Origin of the sequence: Pseudomonas asuensis (genome assembly GCF_014646755.1) — a bacterium.
GTDB classification, from domain to species: Bacteria; Pseudomonadota; Gammaproteobacteria; order Pseudomonadales; family Pseudomonadaceae; genus Chryseomonas; species Chryseomonas asuensis.
This window is the reverse complement of the sequence record NZ_BMNW01000011.1, coordinates 68,804-81,749: the sequence shown is the minus strand read 5'-3', so window position 1 is coordinate 81,749 and position 12,946 is coordinate 68,804. Positions and strand designations below refer to the sequence as shown.

20 protein-coding genes are annotated in these 12,946 nt (G+C 47.8%); 18 read left to right on the top strand and 2 right to left on the bottom strand.

Annotation, left to right across the window (positions count from 1 at the left end; genetic code table 11):
• Positions 1-32: 32 nt before the first annotated feature.
• The 10 genes from IEX86_RS20410 (at position 33) to IEX86_RS20365 (ending at position 7,729) form a co-directional block, all read left to right on the top strand.
• Complete coding sequence (locus tag IEX86_RS20410) at positions 33-341, top strand: hypothetical protein (protein WP_188867991.1); 309 nt, start codon at positions 33-35, stop codon at positions 339-341.
• Positions 342-486: 145 nt separating this feature from the next.
• Complete coding sequence (locus IEX86_RS20405) at positions 487-675, top strand: hypothetical protein (protein WP_188867990.1); 189 nt, start codon at positions 487-489, stop codon at positions 673-675.
• Positions 676-1,218: 543 nt separating this feature from the next.
• Positions 1,219-2,073 carry a RepB family plasmid replication initiator protein gene (locus tag IEX86_RS20400; RefSeq protein ID WP_188867989.1) on the top strand — a complete coding sequence of 285 codons (855 nt, stop codon included), beginning with the start codon at positions 1,219-1,221 and terminating at the stop codon, positions 2,071-2,073.
• Positions 2,074-2,574: 501 nt separating this feature from the next.
• On the top strand, positions 2,575-4,191 hold the full coding sequence (locus tag IEX86_RS20395; protein ID WP_188867988.1) for a DNA sulfur modification protein DndB: 1,617 nt from the start codon (positions 2,575-2,577) through the stop codon (positions 4,189-4,191).
• 56 nt (positions 4,192-4,247) lie between these two features.
• Complete coding sequence (locus tag IEX86_RS20390) at positions 4,248-4,517, top strand: hypothetical protein (protein WP_188867987.1); 270 nt, start codon at positions 4,248-4,250, stop codon at positions 4,515-4,517.
• A 132-nt stretch (positions 4,518-4,649) separates the two neighbouring features.
• Positions 4,650-5,516 carry an LPD29 domain-containing protein gene (locus tag IEX86_RS20385; RefSeq protein WP_188867986.1) on the top strand — a complete coding sequence of 289 codons (867 nt, stop codon included), beginning with the start codon at positions 4,650-4,652 and terminating at the stop codon, positions 5,514-5,516.
• A 43-nt stretch (positions 5,517-5,559) separates the two neighbouring features.
• Positions 5,560-5,934 carry a TrfB-related DNA-binding protein gene (locus IEX86_RS20380; RefSeq protein ID WP_188867985.1) on the top strand — a complete coding sequence of 125 codons (375 nt, stop codon included), beginning with the start codon at positions 5,560-5,562 and terminating at the stop codon, positions 5,932-5,934.
• 318 nt (positions 5,935-6,252) lie between these two features.
• Positions 6,253-6,591, top strand: a complete 339-nt coding sequence (locus tag IEX86_RS20375) for a hypothetical protein (RefSeq protein WP_188867984.1) — start codon at positions 6,253-6,255, stop codon at positions 6,589-6,591.
• Between the two features lie 302 nt (positions 6,592-6,893).
• On the top strand, positions 6,894-7,139 hold the full coding sequence (locus IEX86_RS20370) for a hypothetical protein (protein WP_188867983.1): 246 nt from the start codon (positions 6,894-6,896) through the stop codon (positions 7,137-7,139).
• 53 nt (positions 7,140-7,192) lie between these two features.
• Positions 7,193-7,729 (top strand): hypothetical protein, encoded by a 537-nt coding sequence (locus tag IEX86_RS20365; protein ID WP_188867982.1) that lies wholly within the window; start codon positions 7,193-7,195, stop codon positions 7,727-7,729.
• Between the two features lie 183 nt (positions 7,730-7,912).
• Here IEX86_RS20365 and IEX86_RS20360 read toward each other — a convergent pair whose 3' ends face one another.
• A complete protein-coding gene (locus IEX86_RS20360; protein ID WP_188867981.1) occupies positions 7,913-8,197 on the bottom strand; it encodes a hypothetical protein in 285 nt (94 codons plus the stop codon).
• A 233-nt stretch (positions 8,198-8,430) separates the two neighbouring features.
• Here IEX86_RS20360 and IEX86_RS20355 point away from each other — a divergent pair, with 233 nt between their 5' ends.
• The 5 genes from IEX86_RS20355 to IEX86_RS20335 are packed head-to-tail and all read left to right on the top strand — an operon-like array spanning position 8,431 to position 10,811.
• Positions 8,431-8,688, top strand: coding sequence for a hypothetical protein (locus IEX86_RS20355; RefSeq protein ID WP_188867980.1), 258 nt, complete (start codon positions 8,431-8,433; stop codon positions 8,686-8,688).
• A 54-nt stretch (positions 8,689-8,742) separates the two neighbouring features.
• The gene (locus IEX86_RS20350) at positions 8,743-9,033 is read left to right on the top strand and encodes a hypothetical protein (protein WP_188867979.1); all 291 of its coding nucleotides are present in this window, start codon (positions 8,743-8,745) and stop codon (positions 9,031-9,033) included.
• Complete coding sequence (locus tag IEX86_RS20345; protein ID WP_188867978.1) at positions 9,030-9,914, top strand: DNA adenine modification methylase; 885 nt, start codon at positions 9,030-9,032, stop codon at positions 9,912-9,914. The genes IEX86_RS20350 and IEX86_RS20345 overlap by 4 nt, the downstream gene beginning before the upstream one ends.
• 51 nt (positions 9,915-9,965) lie before the next feature.
• Entirely contained in the window at positions 9,966-10,388 is a 423-nt protein-coding gene (locus IEX86_RS20340) for a hypothetical protein (protein WP_188867977.1), read from the top strand.
• Between the two features lie 39 nt (positions 10,389-10,427).
• A complete protein-coding gene (locus IEX86_RS20335; protein WP_188867976.1) occupies positions 10,428-10,811 on the top strand; it encodes a hypothetical protein in 384 nt (127 codons plus the stop codon).
• A 140-nt stretch (positions 10,812-10,951) separates the two neighbouring features.
• Here the strand turns inward: IEX86_RS20335 and IEX86_RS20330 are convergent, their stop codons facing one another.
• A complete protein-coding gene (locus IEX86_RS20330; RefSeq protein WP_188867975.1) occupies positions 10,952-11,236 on the bottom strand; it encodes a hypothetical protein in 285 nt (94 codons plus the stop codon).
• Between the two features lie 233 nt (positions 11,237-11,469).
• Here IEX86_RS20330 and IEX86_RS20325 point away from each other — a divergent pair, with 233 nt between their 5' ends.
• From IEX86_RS20325 to IEX86_RS20315, 3 genes are all read left to right on the top strand, one after another.
• A complete protein-coding gene (locus IEX86_RS20325; protein WP_188867974.1) occupies positions 11,470-11,793 on the top strand; it encodes a hypothetical protein in 324 nt (107 codons plus the stop codon).
• Between the two features lie 65 nt (positions 11,794-11,858).
• Positions 11,859-12,197: a hypothetical protein gene (locus tag IEX86_RS20320; protein ID WP_188867973.1), complete on the top strand. Its 339-nt coding sequence runs from the start codon at positions 11,859-11,861 to the stop codon at positions 12,195-12,197.
• A gap of 322 nt (positions 12,198-12,519) precedes the next feature.
• Positions 12,520-12,774: a hypothetical protein gene (locus IEX86_RS20315; RefSeq protein ID WP_188867972.1), complete on the top strand. Its 255-nt coding sequence runs from the start codon at positions 12,520-12,522 to the stop codon at positions 12,772-12,774.
• Positions 12,775-12,946: the final 172 nt, after the last annotated feature.

Genomic DNA, 12,946 nt, shown 5'->3' with positions numbered 1-12,946 from the left:
GCAATAGGAATTCCGCCTAGGGGGTGAACGATATGAATCCTGATGATGTGTCTGTAAAGGATAATAGGGCAATACTGGAAGCTGAGTTGAAACGCGCATTGGAAGCACAGCGGGTGATGGAAAAGGCACACACCGCATTAATTGCTGATGATGTTCAAGCTCTTATAGAACTAGGTTTCGGGCAAGAACACATAGCTGAATTGAAGGCGCGAAGCTCTGTAAAAGGCGGCGGGTATCCAGCTTACTCACTTCGTTCCATACGTACAAACATAGCTTGGTTACGTCGGCGCTTGAGAAAAAGTCAGCGTACAAGCCTCGTATCGCGTCATATGCGAACTTGAATTCAAGGGTTTATGTATGCATGATTTGCTTGTTGTTACGTACTTACGTATATAAGTAATCAAGATAGCCTTGAGACTCGACAAAAGTCAGCCTATTGGGGCTAGTTTGATCCCTGACAGGGAGGAAGTAATCTAAGGAGCATACATGGCTAACAAATCTGATGCTGAGACACGGCTAAACAAGACCTTCCGATTAAGAGAGAGCTACTTCATGCGATTGAAGGAAGAAGCACTTGTTCAGACTCGCGATAAGGGTAGCCGTGTAAGTGAGTCAGATATTATTGATGAGGCTTTGTCAGACTATTGGGCAAAACTAGATCGTAAAAAGTCCTAATTCTAATGTAAATCTCCCTTTCAAACCCAGCCGATTGGCATTCGAGAACAAATTCTTCTCACTGTGTACGGCTCCCTCCTCCAGGCAGTCAAGCCAGCCTTGCAGCACTTTGCTTTAGCAAGGCTGGCGGCATGTCCTCTGCGCACCTGTACTAGGTCCCACGAACCGCATCTACTTCTAAGGGATAGAGATTTACTGTTCCTGCTTTCCCTCTTCAAAGATAGGTCTTTGGGGCTTTTAAGACTTTTAAGCTTTTTAAAGCTTTTAAGCAAGCTGTAACCTAGACGTGGCGCGGCCTCCAGCCCTCTAAAGGATAGAGATTTATTGCCTAAGGATAGAAAGATATTGCTAGAGGATAGAAATATACTGTTGAGGGATAGAGATTTACTGTTGAGGGATAGAATTATACTGTCAGTTAAAGGATAGAGATTTACTGTTCGATACTCCGTCTCCTTAAGGGATAGAGATTTACTGCTGGGATAGAGGAAGTTGACTTCTATCCTTTACGCTTTTAGGCTCCTCTGCTTGCGCAGAGGTGGCAGGATGAAGGCAGAAGCAACGGATCTAGTCGTCAAGTCAAACAAGCTGATCGAAGCAAGCTATCGGCTGGATTTGATTGAGCAGCGCATTGTTCTAGCTGCCATTGTAGAAGCACGAGAAACTGGTAAAGGGCTTAACGACGGCTTCCTAACGTTGAACTCGCGTAAGTTTGGCGAGATGTTTGGAATGAATCCTGAGACGGTATACTCACAACTGAAAGCAGGGATTGAGAAGCTATACGAACGTAGCATTTTGTTCTATGACATCGATCCTGAGACCGGTAGTGAGAGGGTTATATCGAGCCGTTGGATCGGTAATAAAGCTGTGGTGAGTCGGCCTGGCGTAGTGCAGCTTCACTTTAATCCCATGATCGTACCGCTCATTACACGGCTAGAAGAAAAGTTCACCAGCTACCGACTAGAACGTATTGGCCGCATGACAAGCCAACATGCAATCCGTCTGTACGAGCTATTGTTGCAGTATGAAAAGATTGGCTTTCGGGTTTTCCCTATGGAAGAGTTTCGGCGAACTCTTCAGCTAACAGATATGTACAGCAAGCTATCAGCGCTCAAGCGGTATGTAATTGAGCCCGCCGAAAAGCAAATCAACGAGCTGACCGACTTAACGGTTGAATGGAGCGAACGCAAGACAGGGCGTCAGGTTACACACCTAGTCTTTACCGTGAAAATGAAGAATATCCTACCGATAGAACAACCCTCTTCACCTTCAAAAAAAGAGCCTGAAAAGGATGATGCTCCCAGGCCTATCATTAAGTCAGAACTTAGTCGCCTAGCTTTTCCAGGTGAAAGCGAAAAGGATGCGCTGCGTCGCCTGAATGCCTACCTGAAAGACGAATAAGACTCACTTCTTCCAGTCCGGTAAACCGGACTTGCAGCGCCTTGCTATGGCAAGGCTTGCCGCATGTCTTCTGCGGTCCCGTACCAGGTGCCCGGCTTGATGAGCCGTAGCACAGTCCAAAAGGTGTACCACGAGCCGCGCCTATGCCGTCCAGGGGCGCTTCGCTTCTGCCCTTGACGGCGGCCCGTCCCGAGGTCCACCGGCCTGTCGCTACGAACTCATACTGCGCAGGGCACCACCAGCAGCGGTAGCGCTGCTTGTAAGTCATGCAATCGGAAGCGACCGCAAGCGGTCGCGCTAGGGTTTATGGGTCGCAAACGACTCACCAGCTAGAGCATCACCCGAAGAGCGTCAAGCGTATTATTGCGTATAATATAGTTATACAGACATTGACAGATGAGACCGAATAGGCGATACTATCTGTGTTGGTAGGGCAGTCCTACCAGCCCCGATACAGGCGGCGGCAACCGCTTCGGGTCAGTTCTTCGCAGGAGTCTTTTTATGCTGATTTATATTATTGCCCTTCGGAAAGTATCTATTGATCTAAAAGATTATGAGCGTGGGGAAATCTATGGACAGGCTAAATCCATATTTACGGCTATGGATCATGTTAAGAGACTTAACAATAAATCTAGCTGGGATGCATTTGGATATATACAGCGCAGCGAGACCTTAAAAAAAGGCGAGGTTTATCTAGATCACCTGGAGCAGCATCTGCAGGAGGAGTTTGATAAAAAGGCTACACAACTAATGCTCCAGGTTTTGACATTAAATGAGACAGGTCAGGGTAAAGACGCCTTGATTTCTCAGCAGCTTCAAGAAATGAAATTGAGTTATGAGCAATTGGCGGAACGTTACGAAGGGCGAGCTTTGGAGTTTCGTGCTCAACAGGTGCGAATAAAGGGCGATTTGGCTGAAGCTAAAGCACGGCAGAAGGCTATAAAGGAAGAGCTTGAGAAAGCAGCCGATGAATTCTGTTATTCCTTCCCCGCAGTTAGAGGCATTCAGGCGGGTGAAGCCTTCTACGCTTGCCAGATCCCTTACAGTATCCTTGCACGCTTGTTTATACGAGACGACGATGAGTCTCTTCCTGTTGAGTTAAGAGCCCAGCGCGATTTACTGCCTAAACACGCAGATGGCATTAGCGATTACATTCTAGCTAATCCTAGCGATTATATCCTGCCAGCCATAACAGCTTCAGTTTCAGAAGCTATGACTTTTGAGCCCCTAGATGAGTCTGGCTCATTGGGAATGCTCAAAATTCCCATGAATGCCACAAATCTTATCAATGATGGCCAACATCGCCGTGTAGGTATCGAATACGCTATTTCGAAAGATCCATCTCTGGCAAATGAAACCATTGCTGTAACGATCTACTTCGATCAAGGACTTGAACGTTCACAACAACGGTTCAGTGACATCAACTCCAACCAGCGTAAGCCGTCTACTGCTTTGAGTGCTGCTTATGACCACCGAGGTCCATATAACGTCTGGATCAAGAAACTCCTAGCAAGCATGCCAAGTGTACGCTCAAAAATCGATTATGAACGTTCAAGCGTGGGGCCTAAGAGCCTAAAACTATGGAGCCTGATCAGCTTTAAAAAATTCATAACTCAATTTACCGGGATACATGAGCGAAACGTTCCTGATGAAGAGTTTCTGGACGAAGTGCAAGCGCTTATCTGCCGGTTTTTTTCTGAAGCTTCGCAGCACATTCCTCAGTGGGCAGCGATGATCGAAGGACGAGTAGCCGCAAGCGAGGTTCGTAGGGATCTTGTTGTAGGCCATGGTGTGTTTCTTGAAGCTTTGGGCCTGTTTGGTCATGAAACAGTCTGGGACGAGTTCTTGACTGCGCCTAAGAATTCTTCGGGTAAAACCGATCTCGACAAAATGGATTGGGAGATGATCAAGCATCTTTCAAAGATCGCACCCAGGAAAGACAGCCTCATGTGGGAGGGGCGCTGCATCGTACATGGCAAGCTTCAGAAGACCTCTGACGGAGTTAAATCTACTGCCGCCCAACTGCTCAAAATGTGCAAAGCCCCTGTTCCACCGCATTTGATTGCACTGGATCAGCGAGTTTTGGCAACTACCTCAGGAAGTATGGCAGCAGCGTAAATGTATCAGCAGGTTGGCTTTGCCAGCCTGCTTTGATCTTTGACAGAGGAACTAACATGTTTGCTTTCATGATTACGCGAGACCACACGCACCGTATCCATCCTGGTTATGTTAAGGCATCTGGCTTTCCTATAAAAAAGAACGATATAGAGCAATTTGGTGTACCGTTCCGCCTGGTTAATGCGGCTAATGGATCTGTGTTCTATGAGGGACAATGCTGTGGAGATCATGTAGAGGTAGAGGCTTTTGAAAGTCTTGCCTGCCCTTCTCCTCTTATCTTCCAAATACGCTCAGAAACAGGACAGTGGCAAGATGGATATGTATAACTGAGTATTTAAAAGTTATACATGCATTGACAGAATGGCTCAACTCAGCCATACTCTCACCATAAGTTCTTAAACAGCTCCTGATATCAGGCGGCGGCAACCGCGATCAGGAGCACTGCAGGAGTCATCGCTATGAACCAGGCACATGCTCTCGATACTATCGTTACCGGCCAACGGGTCCGTTGCTCGCTTCCTATGTGTGGAGATGGGCTTATCTACAAAATGGTGCGTGATAACGCATCCTGCTTGAATGTCCGCTCCATCTCGAAAGATGCACGTCTGCCTGCAATGAGCAGACGTTATTACATCGTATTTTTTAATGGTCATCTAACAGATGTTCATGAGGCAATGCTTAACACTCCTCAATGGTCGATCTATGCCAGCGTAGCTTCAGCTGAGGAGATCAGGCGAGAACTTGAAAACGCCCAGAAGGTGAAAGCGGATAAAATCCAGCTGAGCCAGGCGGCAGAGAGCAAGTTCAACATGGAAGTGCAGGCCTTGTTGAGTGATAGTCGTTACATGAAGCTCACCAGGGCAGACAGTGATCCATACAATGGAAAAGCGGCGGCAGCTAATATTCGTAAACAGCTCGCCAAAACCTATCCTGACGTGAAATTTAGCGTACGCAAAGCATCTGGCGATGCTATCGCTGTACAGTGGACCGATGGCCCGACTACAAGCCAAGTCAACACTATCACGTCACAGTATGTCTCTCAGCGTTTCGATCCAGATACCAGGCACCATGTTTTCAATCGGACGGCATGGTCGGCTGTCTTTGGCGGAATAGCACATGTCCGTCTTACGCGCACTAAATCTGATGCATTGATGGCTCGGGCCATTGATGCAGTTTTCACAAAATACCGAGCTGAACTAGCAGACATTTCCATACCCACTGTCAACGAGTACCGCAGCGGCCATACGAACTGGATTGAAGTTCCAGTTCTGAATAAGAACCTGCAACACCTTATCTCTGAGGTAGCAGGGTCATTAGCCGTTTAGATCATCAACAATCAAAACGACTTAATCAGTGGAGTGGATTACGATGAACGCACATGTACAGTTTGACAACAGTAACCTAGCAGTAAGAGCAATTATCATGACCAAACAGGACGAATCCAAGGAAGCTAAGCAGACGCCGATGTTCACTCCCGAATACTGGGAAAAAGAAGTGGTTCCTTCGCTTAGCCGATTGTCTATGAGAACCGTTGAGAGGGCTCGGCTTGTTCTAGTTGAAGGTAATGGTCCTACTGCAGCTGGCCGAATCGCCGGCGCAAGCCGTGCCGACGTTCATAATGCCGTATTGCGTGTTAAGAAACATCTTGAGGAGCATATGGGCATGGAGGAAGTGACTGTATGGCTACCAAAAGATGAAGCGGCAAAAGTACGGGCGATGGCAGAAAAATATAAGGGTAACTAAACAGAATCTTTGGCGTGGTACTAATCTTGATGAAGACTTGGGGAAGTCTTGATTTGCCCCGCAATACCTAAAGACTTAACACGCAAGGGTATAAGCAATCAGGCACATAACACTCGGGAGGTGAAGGCTATGGAGCATCTTACGAATATTGATCTTCTGGATGTATTTTATGTGGCTGTATGTGCAGGTATTTTATCTGTTGCATGGCTTATAACTTCTGGTAATCGTCGTGACTCAGAGCGTGAAAAGCGCAGATGCTACGAAAACCGTTCTTGAGTTCGCATAACATCCCATATGCAAGGCACCTGGAGTAAGCGGATGACTAAGAAAATGAGCTTGCTGGCCCTCATCGAGGCCTGTGAAGAAAATAATCAGATGTATGACTCGCAATGGAGCCAATGGCAAAGACTAGACGACATCATTTATGCCTATGGCCATGACGAAGGAGGTCCTGGCACATGGGAACAAAACTATGATGATGTAAATGGCACTGTACCTGTTGAGGAAGCACAGGACATCCTGCAACGTGCTATCGACACAAATGGTCAGACTATCCAGATTGATAGTCAACGCATCTATAATCGCTTAAACAATGTACCCGAGTTCTACAACATCACAATTGATCAATTGGAGTTGTATTTGAAAGCGACTCTGTGAGTAATCGGAGGCGAAATTTGAGAGCCTATTTAGCCAACCAGGAGGGTTGGGATAACCAAATGGCGGCGACGATGAATCAAGGGAAAGCCGCCATTGCTTTTGAAGTTACTAATGCCGTAGGTCGTTCTAAAGGAATAGAACCTTGGGAAAGCAATTTCGTATAATTTAGTATAATAAACTTATACATGCATTGACATTTTGGTTTGGCTAGGCGATACTGTGCCTGTTGGTAGGACAATCCTACCAATCCCGATACAGACGGCGGCAACCGTCTAGGGTCAATCCTTCGCAGGAGTCAATGTATGAGTCTCAATTCTACCTCTACCCTTATCAGCCTTACGGCAATCCGCGTCCAGCATGGAGGTGAGATTGACGAGCTATGCCGTAGTATCACGGATGCAGAGCGGTGTTTTCCGGCTTCTACTCTCGATAATGGTATGCAGCTCGAAGTATCGATAGGCCTGCTTCGGGATCTGCTTGGCTATGATCATGATGTGATTTCTCAGGACAAATGTGAAGCAGTAAATCAGCTCTCGCCTGTCAACTGATGATGTAAGCCCGGACTTTGCAAAAGGTTCGGGCTTAACGTTTGGAGATCACCATGCCAGATATAATGCTTGTTGAACGTAGCAAGTACCTTTCCCATGATCCTCATGAGTTAACGCAAGAAGTCTTTGTTCATTTGGCAACGATAACCGCATTGTCTAACCATGGTCGGAAATGGCAAGTAGCACTAGGCTCCAACTCAGCATTCTCAGATGAAGAAAAATCCTATGCCGCTCTTATCGATGTTCATCGGGCTTTTGTGAATAACGCGCTCTGCTTGAATCAGCCTAATGGCCTTCAATTGGAGTCCAAACCTACACTCCCATCTTGGTGTGTATTGTGTGATTACCCTGAGTTAATAATGCTCTTCCCGGATGAGTGTCAACAAAGCGCTTACGGTGATGTGAGAGATATAGAATATGAATTGGAACAACTTACCTCACGAGGACTGGAGTTAGACCTGATTCAAGAGAAGCGGGCATGGACCCCTATCGAATTAACCGAGATTGATGCAACTGCAAATAAGGATCGAGCCTTAAGACTTTTATTGCAGTTGTGCAAAGAAAGACGCAGCCACAATTGTGAATATTAAGAAACTTTGCAACCGTCTCTAAGAGGCGGTTTATTATTGCCTTACTTTACATTAACTACCTTCTTGGGCTGAAATTCCCGCATGCGGGAAAACTTAGGGCAGGGAGTGCCCCTTTGGGTCGGGCTGCCTGTCGAGCCAAGGTCTCGACCCTTCGGGCGGCATCCTTCCCTCGCTACGCTCGGCTCACTCCTTCCAGGCCGGCAAGCCGGCCTTGCAGCGCTCCGCTCGCCCTTGAAGCGCCTTGCTATGGCAAGGCTTGCCGCATGTATTCTGTGATCCCGTACCAGGTGCCCGGCTGGATGAGTTGCAGCACAGTCCAAAAGGTGTACCACGAGCCGTGCCTATGCCGTCCAGGGACGCTTCGCTTCTGCCCTTGACGGCGGCCCGTCCCGAGGTCCACCGGCCTGTCGCTACGAACTCATACTGCGCAGGGCACCACCAGCAGCGGTAACGCTGCTTGTAAGTCATGCAATCGGAAGCGACCGCAAGCGGTCGCGCTAGGGTTTATGGGTCGCAAACGACTCACCAGCTAGAGCATCACCCGAAGAGCGTCAAGCGTATTATTACGTATAATATAGTTATACAGACATTGACGTGAGAGGACGAATAGGCGATACTATCTGTGTTGGTAGGGCAGTCCTACCAGCCCCGATACAGGCGGCGGCAACCGCTTCGGGTCAGTTCTTCGCAGGAGTCTTTTTATGAGCCATACCAAATCTACAACTCAAGCCAGTGACAACGCCACAACCATTGATGCACCCTGCCCAAAGTGTGGAACATTTGTATCACTCCCCTCCACTGTGGCTATAAAGGAAGGATGCCTACATCTCTATCGGTGGATGTCAGGCCAGGCGCTGCGCCCTGCATATGATTTCCAAATTCAACATGATTTTCTCGACCTAACCGACTTCAAGGAATTTGCTAGCGGTATCCATCGCGATCCTCATTCAACCATTTAACGCAATCAGAGCAGGGAGGTATCTCCCTGCTTTATTTGAAGTGAGGACGGCTGCATGAACATTCTTGAAGATACTGCTTCAGCCAATTGTGAGCGACAGACCATTACTAAGGTCATTCAAATCCTTTCATTACGGGATGAAAACATCCTAGATGATATCTCGACCGACACTGGCCCAAGCGAACAACGGGTTGTTATAGAAGTCACCCGCGCCCTCCTTTTGAGGGATGGATATAGTCTTCTCGATTTAATAAATGCTGCTGAGAGGGGTGACGAGCATGCGCTCCTGGCGGTTAGTCATGCAGCAAGTATCGTGAACTTTGTTAAGGCGGCGTTGAGATCATGAAATTTGAATCATCTGTTGTTGGCTATCCAGACCGAGGTCACTGGGGTGACAATGAATACCGGGGGAATTGCACTGGTCATATCATTAAAAGCTTTTTTGAAACCTATCACCGTAACAAATCAGGGATTGCTGTTGATCCAAGCATCGGTGGAGGGACTTCTGTCCAGGTAGCGGCGGAACTAGGACTGAAGTTTGTGGGGACAGATTTACATCAAGGTTTCAACCTGCTTTTAGACGATCTAAGAGCTTTTACAGGGGAGGACGCTCACAGTGCGTTTTGGCACCCCCCCTATGCGGATATGATTCATTACAGCGGTAATGTCTGGGGGGAGGAAAACCCTTGGGACATGAGCCGCATGCGTATGCCAGAGTTTGCAGAAGCGCTTGAACTCGCGGTCATGAACATTCACGACTGCGTGGAAAAAGGGGGACATTACGGCATTTTGATGGGGAATCTTAGACGAGAAGGAGCTTACTACAACCTATCATCTCTAGTTGAGCGTATAGCCCCTGGCAAACTTGTCGATGAAATCATCAAGGTCCAACACAATTGTCAGTCAAATTCACGTTCATACTCAGGAAAGATCATTCGTATAGCCCATGAAAAACTTCTGATTTTTCGCCGTGGTAAAGATTCCCTTTTCTTTCTTGCGACTATTGAGCAAAGAGCAGCGGCCATGACAGGTATCACCTGGAGAGCAGCTGTTCGGCGACTCTTACAAGGGAACAAGACACTAACTCTTCAGCAAATCAATGTGCTTATCGAGCCGTATGCACGGACAAAAAACAATAAGCACTGGCAAGCCAAAATTAGGCAGGTTGTACAGGACGAACGCTATTTTGTGCGGGTTGCATCTGGTACGTATCAACTGGCTGCCTAAGACGTCTGTTGTTACATCACCGATAGACCTACCTTCACAAGAGAGAAACTTATGAACAGCACACTGATAGCAGTGTCAGCGATGATTTGTAATCATTTAACGTCACAAGCTCAAGAGTCGATCATAGATGGGGAATTTCTCTATAAGACAGAGAACGGTTTGGCCGATCCGGTGGGGGCGTTGTTAGACAATGCTGCCTATTCATCCGACATTGAAGGACATCCCGTAGAGCATCTGGACATCAATCTGATTGTGGAATCTTTGCAAAGAGCAGGCGTAGTCGTTGCCGACGACAGCAGGAAGGACTTACTTCATATGCTGATTGTATGGCAGGAGTATCACGAAAACTATATTGACCTGGGTGACGTTGAGTTGGCTTATTCTGAGTGGGTTGATGGGAAGGTGGCTCACTCACCTCAGAAGCTACATGCTGCGATTATCAGCGGTGCCTTAGATGGGTACTATGAAGTTTAATGCTTTCAGCGGCAACTGAAAGAAATGCAGGAGTCAAAGATGCGTAGTGTACAAATTTCAGAAGAACGTTATGTAGAGTTAAAGGGGCAGCGCTGCATATATTGTAATGGAGACGCGCTTTGGGGATTTGGTATGGGAAGAAGTGATACGTATGTAACGCAACAAATTTCATGTTCTGGATGCATGAATACGTGGCATGACCAATACAAACTTTGTGGCTACGAAGTAGATACCTGTCCATATCCTCTCACTGATAAAAAAATTAGCTCAAGTGAACTTGAGGAAGCTTGTCAGGATAAAGGGCAAACTGAGCATAGTTATTACACTATCGCGAAATGGCGGCAGGCAGTATCCAAGGATTATTCTTTACTTGGCTACTGGGATTGGGTATTTACGAAGATTCATTCCGACAGCTGGCAGTAAATCGAACATAGCCTCTCCATACAGCTTATCATTCACGCATGCGGGAACTCTCAAGACTGGGAGTGCCCCTTTGGGTCGGGCTGCCTGTCGAGCCGGGGTCTCGACCCTTCGGGCGGCATCCTTCCCTCGCTGCGCTCGGCTCACTCCTTCCAGGCCGGCAAGCCGGCCTTGCAGCGCTCCGCTCGCCCTTGCAGCGCCTTGCTATGGCAAGGCTTGCCGCATGTCTTCTGCGATCCCGTACCAGGTGCCCTGCTGGATGAGTTGCAGCACAGTCCAAAAGGTGTACCACGAGCCGTGCCTATGCCGTCCAGGGACGCTTCGCTTCTGCCCTTGACGGCGGCCCGTCCCGAGGTCCACCGGCCTGTCGCTACGAACTCATACTGCGCAGGGCACCACCAGCAGCGGTAGCGCTGCTTGTAAGTCATGCAATCGGAAGCGACCGCAAGCGGTCGCGCTAGGGTTTATGGGTCACAAACGACTCACCAGCTAGAGCATCACCCGAAGAGCGTCAAGTGTATTATGATGTATAATATAGTTATACAGACATTGACACGAGAGGACGAATAGGCGATACTATCTGTGTTGGTAGGGCAGTCCTACCAGCCCCGATACAGGCGGCGGCAACCGCTTCGGGTCAAGCCTTCGCAGGAGTCTTTTTATGCCCCTAAGTCCAATTAACGAAATGGCTATAGCACTTTCTCGTATAACCGAGCGTGAGTGTCGTGCAACAGATCGCAACTGGCAGAAAATACCAACTATGTTCTGGTTTGATTCTTTAAATCAGCTCAACGAGTTCAAATCGTTCAAGGTTATCAATGTTCCTACTGATGACTCAGTTACAGCTTATGCAGTAATTGGAGAATTGGAGAACGTCACGGAACTATCCGTAATGGATTGCGTGGCTGAATTTCCATGTTCAGCCTATGCCGAATTGTTTGCTGAGTTACTAAACAAAGCGTTTTCCAAGCAAGCCACCGCTTAGTGCCATGTGACGTGCGTACTTTTTAGTACGCACGTGATCGTAGATGAATTACCGAGGGAATAGATATGTGTAATGCATTGAAAGCCACCTACGACGCACGTATTCAATACATCAATGCTTCACTTTCAATAGATGTTTATGGTCCGACAGAAGATGTCTGTGAGGAATTGCTTTGGGCGGCTCATATGGCCTACGAAGTAGGAAGAGACCAAGCGCTTGCTAAAAAACCTCGATACGGAAAAGAGGCAAACGGAAACCTTATAATTCCACCATTCTTGGCAGATGTAGACTGTCTGGCCATCAGCTATAGGACAGGATACTTTGACGGGTGCGAGGAAGAAGAAATGGCCTACTGTGAAGAATGCAATGATCCTTCACTAGCTGCCTGCCGGTATCATCCCTAGTAATAAGGGTGCGGCAGCAAACTGCCGCACCCTTATTACTAGGTGCTCCGTTTTCAGGCCGCAGCTTATTAGAGTCTCAAGGTAGACAAGATATCTGACCTGCATATCCCGTTCACGCATGCGGGAATTCTCAGAGTTGGAAGTGGATGCCACAAACGACGACTCTAAGAACATCAGACATGGTGTATGTATAACAATATTATACAGACATTGACATAAAAGCCCAGATAGGGGATACTGTCTCTGTTGGTAGGGCATTCCTACTAACCCCGATACAGGCGGCGGCAACCGCTTCGGGTCAGTCCTTCGCAGGAGTCTATATATGAATCTCAATTACGTGGACACAGGAACAAGTCACTCAAAAAAAATCTTCGATTTGCCTGAATCTTGGACTGGAAACTTCCAGATTCGTGGCTGCATTATCAAAGATGATTGCGTTGAAGAATGTGAAGATTGCGATGCGGAGTTCTTTGGAATCTTTGCGCAGGACGCAGATGGATTACATATCTGGGTTGAGGATTGCGACACCCGAAGTCAGGCAGACGATCTCGTCAAGTACCTCAAAACCACAATATAACTATCTCCAACTGAAATTCACGCATGCGGGAACTCTCAGGACTGGGAGTGCCCCTTTGGGTCGGGCTGCCTGTCGAGCCGGGGTCTCGACCCTTCGGGCGGCATCCTTCCCTCACTGCGTTCGGCTCACTTCTTCCAGTCCGGTAAACCGGACTTGCAGCGCTCCGCTCGCC